This window comes from Bradyrhizobium sp., assembly GCF_049581145.1.
GTDB lineage: Bacteria > Pseudomonadota > Alphaproteobacteria > Rhizobiales > Xanthobacteraceae > Bradyrhizobium.
Genome location: NZ_JBAURI010000554.1, coordinates 1 through 4,005, shown reverse-complemented (window position 1 = coordinate 4,005; position 4,005 = coordinate 1). Strand labels below are relative to the sequence as shown.

Genomic DNA, 4,005 nt, shown 5'->3' with positions numbered 1-4,005 from the left:
GGCAGCGGCCATTGCCGGAACTGCAGCAGCAGCAGCGTCAGCGCGCCGCCAAACAGGGAGGCGTAGAGCAGGTAGTTCATCAGTTCGGCGAAGCCGAACCAGAGCGCTGCCGCGGCTGCCAGCTTGGCGTCGCCGCCGCCGATCCAGCCCATGGCGAAGCAGCCGAAGGCCACCGCCAGCACCGTCGCGCCGGCGCCGAGATGCGAGAGCATGTCGGACGTGCCCATGCCGCCGAGCAGGGCGAGCACCACGAAGCCCGCGACCAGCGCCAGCGAGACGCGGTTCGAAATCGTCATGGTGAAGAGGTCGCTGGCGGCGGCGAACGCCATCAACGCCGGAAACAGCATAAGACGCGTGATATCGATGATCATACGATCCCAAAGCCTGTTCTGCCGACTCGTGGATCGGCCGCCCACTCTAGCGAAAGATTGGTGAACAATCGGAAAACGTCGATGGCGATGTCACCAGATGCTGAGGATCCGGGAGCCGAGAGCAATCAGCGACACGACCAACGCCAGGCAAACCAGTTGCACGGTCGTGTCGTCTCGGCCAGCGGCCGATAGAGGTGCCTTTCGCGCCGCCGGGGGCGCGGCTAATTCGGTTTTACGCATCATACAACGCCAGTCGAGGGTCCGTGAAAGCAATAAAGGCCCCGGAAAGACCGGGGCCTTTGCTGCTCGGCAGAGCAGTCGCTTACTTCAGCGAAGTGCTGATCGAGCCGAAGGTGCTGTTCAGCTTGGTGCCGAGGCCGTTGACCACAGCGATGATCGCCAGCGAGATGCCGGCGGCAATCAGGCCGTATTCAATGGCGGTGGCGCCGGACTCGTCCTTCACGAAACGGGCAATCAGGTTCTTCATAAGTTAAACTCCATGTACACGTGGCTGTCGAACTAGGTCTGGTCTTGCCGGCGTTCTCAGCACCGTGACCATGGCGCCACCCTAGGATCGGAGAATTTCGGCGCAGTTAATTCGACCGCGCAAAGATCGGCACAATTCGCCGATGTTGTGCAGAGTAAATTTCGCATTAAGCCAACGGCTACAATTGGATGCCACTGTCGCTGGCACTGGGTAAAAGCCTTCACCGCTCTTTAAGCACGAGGCGCTACGCCTTGAAGCATTCAATCTGACGAGGCGGCCATGTCCGATTTACCGATGCAAGTCGTCGTGATGCTTGGCGAGACCATCGAAAAGGTGGTGCCGATCACGATCGCTCTCGCGCTGGTCTTCACGGTGCTCAGTCATTACTGGGCCTGCAATCCCGGAGCGCCGTGGTGGCGCCGGGGCGAACTCGTCACCGACATCGTGTACTGGTTCTGTGTACCGGTGTTCGCGCGCGTGGTCCGAATCGGTCTGCTGGTACTTGGCGCCGGCGTCGTGTTCGGCATCCATGACGCCGACGGCCTGATCGCCTTCTACGACAACGGCCATGGGCCGTTGTCCACGCTGCCGTTGTGGGCGCAGGCGTTTCTGTTCCTGGTCCTGTCGGATTTCATGCTGTACTGGCTGCACCGGCTGTTTCACGGCGGCGAGTTCTGGAAGTATCACGCGATCCATCATTCGTCCGAGGAGCTCGACTGGCTCTCGGCGGCGCGCTTCCATCCGGTCAATCTGCTGCTCGGCACCATCGGCGTCGACGTCGTGCTGCTGATGGCCGGCATCTCGCCCAATATCATGCTCTGGGTCGGGCCCTTCACCACGTTCCATTCCGCTTTCGTCCACGCCAACCTGAACTGGACCCTTGGGCCGTTCAGATATGTGCTGGCGACACCGGTGTTTCACCGCTGGCATCACACTCCGCTGGCAGAGGGCGGCAACACCAATTTCGCCGGCACATTCCCGGTCTGGGATCTGCTGTTCGGCACCTTTCGCATGCCGGCCAACCGGCTGCCTGAGAATTACGGCAAGGACGAATCGTCGATGCCGTCCGAAATTGCAGGGCAGCTCGCCTATCCGTTCCGGCGCCAGAGCATGATCCGGAAAAGCGTGTAGCGGTTTTCATCGCGACAAACGCGGAAGGCGCTGGCGCGGAGATCAAACTCACCCGAAATCCGGCGCACGATGGCGCCTGAGCCCGGTCCCATCGCGCTCCGGCGCGGCTCGAGCCCCGCATTCGCTGTGCCGGCGGCAAGTCGGACCGGCTTTCGACCGCGTCGTGCGGGCTCGGTTAACGCGGGCTTAAGAGGGTCGGCCATCGCGCTCGGAATCGACGAAACACTTCAACAATCAGTTTCGGCTAATTTCGAGGCGAAAATCATCGCCGCCGCCTTAAGGATAGCTTTATGCCGTCGCCATCAGCCCCTGGTTTCCGGAACCTGCTGCGTCGATTTCGGCGCGGCCGGCGCGGCAGTGCCGTGGTGCAGTTCGCGCTGATTGCGCCGATGTTCTTCGCCCTGCTGTTTGCGATCATCGAGACGGCCATGGTGTTCTTCGCCAGCCAGGTGCTGGAGACGATCACGCAGGAGTCGGCACGCATGATCCTGACCGGGCAGGCGCAGACCGGTTCCTATACGCAGGCCCAGTTCCTCTCCTATGTTTGCAGCCAGATCCCGGCTGCCTTGTTCAGCTGCAGCGGTATCTATGTCGATGTCGAGAGCTCCCCTGCGGGCTCCGCGTTTCCCGTGTTGAGCCTCCCGATCGACTGCAACATCAACGCGCAATACAATCCCGGTGGTCCCGGCGATCCCGTCGTCGTGCGGGTGTTCTATCAGTGGCCGATCTTCGTCACCTCTTTGGGCTACAACATCGCGAATTGTTCGGGCAGCAAGCGGCTGCTGACGGGGGTCGCGGCATTCCAGAACGAGCCTTATTAGCATTGGCGGAGTAGCCTGCGATGAAATCGATATCGGATCCGTTGTCCCGTGCGCGCTGCCACGCGATCCATCTGCTCAGGGACAGAAGCGGTCTCGCGGCGGTCGAATTCGCGTTCATCCTGCCGCTGATGCTGGTCATGTTCTTCGGTACGGTCGAGTTTTCCTCGGGTATCGCAATCGACCGCAAGGTCACGCTGTTGGCGCGGGCGCTGTCCGATATGACGTCGCAGAATGTCTCGGTGTCCGACCTGCAACTGGACAGTTTCTTCAACGCCGCTGTCGATATCTTGGAGCCGTATCCCGCGCCGTTGCCGAATCCCTATCCGTCGGGGCAGGTGAGCGGGACCATCACCGAGCTCTATGTCGATCCCAGCACGCTGGCGGCGCGGGTTCAATGGAGCGTGGGAACGGCGCCTCTCGCGGTGCACTCCACCGTCACCATTCCCTCCGCACTCCAGGTGGGCGGGACCTATCTGATCTTCAGCCAGGCGAGCTATCTCTATGTGCCGACGATCGGCTATGTGATGGCGCCGGCCGGCGTCAATCTGAGCGACGTGGCTTATACGAGGCCGCGCCAGTCGCTATGCGTGTTCTACCCACCCTCCACGCAAACCAACCCGCCGTGCCCGACGTTATGACCGCCGCAGGGCAACGCGCCTGCATGCATGCCGCATGAAAAAGGCCGCGCGACGCGCGGCCTCTTTTGCTTCTTGGTCAGGCTGGATTCCCCGGCGTTCGCCTTGAGGGAAATCGCTTAGTTCGCGGCGCGCAAATTGTCGGCCGACGACTTGCCCGAGCGGCGATCCGCCACGATCTCATAGGAGATCTTCTGGCCTTCACGCAGCGTTCCGAGTCCGGCCCGCTCCACGGCGCTGATATGCACGAACACATCGTTGCCACCATCATCCGGCTGGATGAAGCCATAACCCTTCGTTGCGTTAAACCACTTCACGGTTCCCATGCTCACGGGATAGTCCCTTCTCAGATATAAATGTCGAAACCCACTTTCGGTGGGCTGGTGAGATCGAATTTTTGGAAGGGTCGTCAGCGTCTAAACCGGCTGTACCGGTGGATAGCTAATGTCGTCCGGCCGAAAATCGATAAGTCCATATTATGCGAAGCCAGCCCCCAAAACAATCCTGACGTGCACGATTTTTTGATCTTCGCGAATCTGGCCCAAATGGGGGCTGAAAAC

At 60.8% G+C, this 4,005-nt stretch carries 7 protein-coding genes; 4 read left to right on the top strand and 3 right to left on the bottom strand.

All coding sequences use genetic code 11. From position 1 onward, the window contains the following. Both WCB02_RS18215 and WCB02_RS18210 read right to left on the bottom strand, forming a co-directional pair. On the bottom strand, nt 1-371 hold a 371-nt coding region (locus WCB02_RS18215), incomplete at its 3' end, for a prepilin peptidase (protein ID WP_423960124.1). Between the two features lie 322 nt (nt 372-693). Continuing rightward, nucleotides 694-858: a Flp family type IVb pilin gene (locus WCB02_RS18210; protein ID WP_423960123.1), complete on the bottom strand. Its 165-nt coding sequence runs from the start codon at nt 856-858 to the stop codon at nt 694-696. Nucleotides 859-1,137: 279 nt separating this feature from the next. Here WCB02_RS18210 and WCB02_RS18205 point away from each other — a divergent pair, with 279 nt between their 5' ends. From WCB02_RS18205 to WCB02_RS18195, 3 genes are all read left to right on the top strand, one after another. Continuing rightward, entirely contained in the window at nt 1,138-1,989 is an 852-nt protein-coding gene (locus WCB02_RS18205; protein ID WP_423960121.1) for a sterol desaturase family protein, read from the top strand. 290 nt (nt 1,990-2,279) lie between these two features. Next, nucleotides 2,280-2,810 carry a TadE/TadG family type IV pilus assembly protein gene (locus tag WCB02_RS18200; RefSeq protein WP_423960119.1) on the top strand — a complete coding sequence of 177 codons (531 nt, stop codon included), beginning with the start codon at nt 2,280-2,282 and terminating at the stop codon, nt 2,808-2,810. Between the two features lie 20 nt (nt 2,811-2,830). Then, nucleotides 2,831-3,448 (top strand): TadE/TadG family type IV pilus assembly protein, encoded by a 618-nt coding sequence (locus WCB02_RS18195; RefSeq protein ID WP_423960117.1) that lies wholly within the window; start codon nt 2,831-2,833, stop codon nt 3,446-3,448. Nucleotides 3,449-3,564: 116 nt separating this feature from the next. Here the strand turns inward: WCB02_RS18195 and WCB02_RS18190 are convergent, their stop codons facing one another. After that, entirely contained in the window at nt 3,565-3,777 is a 213-nt protein-coding gene (locus WCB02_RS18190; RefSeq protein ID WP_006612155.1) for a cold-shock protein, read from the bottom strand. Nucleotides 3,778-3,801: 24 nt separating this feature from the next. Between WCB02_RS18190 and WCB02_RS18185 the strand changes: the two genes are divergently transcribed. Then, nucleotides 3,802-4,005: hypothetical protein (locus WCB02_RS18185; protein ID WP_423960116.1), on the top strand; the 204-nt coding region annotated here is incomplete at its 3' end.

Coding starts and splice junctions, on each gene's coding strand:
- WCB02_RS18205 (WP_423960121.1), top strand. CDS start 1,138: ATGTCCGATTTACCGATGCAAGTCGTCGTGATGCTTGGCGAGACCATC.
- WCB02_RS18195 (WP_423960117.1), top strand. CDS start 2,831: ATGAAATCGATATCGGATCCGTTGTCCCGTGCGCGCTGCCACGCGATC.
- WCB02_RS18200 (WP_423960119.1), top strand. CDS start 2,280: ATGCCGTCGCCATCAGCCCCTGGTTTCCGGAACCTGCTGCGTCGATTT.
- WCB02_RS18210 (WP_423960123.1), bottom strand. CDS start 858: ATGAAGAACCTGATTGCCCGTTTCGTGAAGGACGAGTCCGGCGCCACC.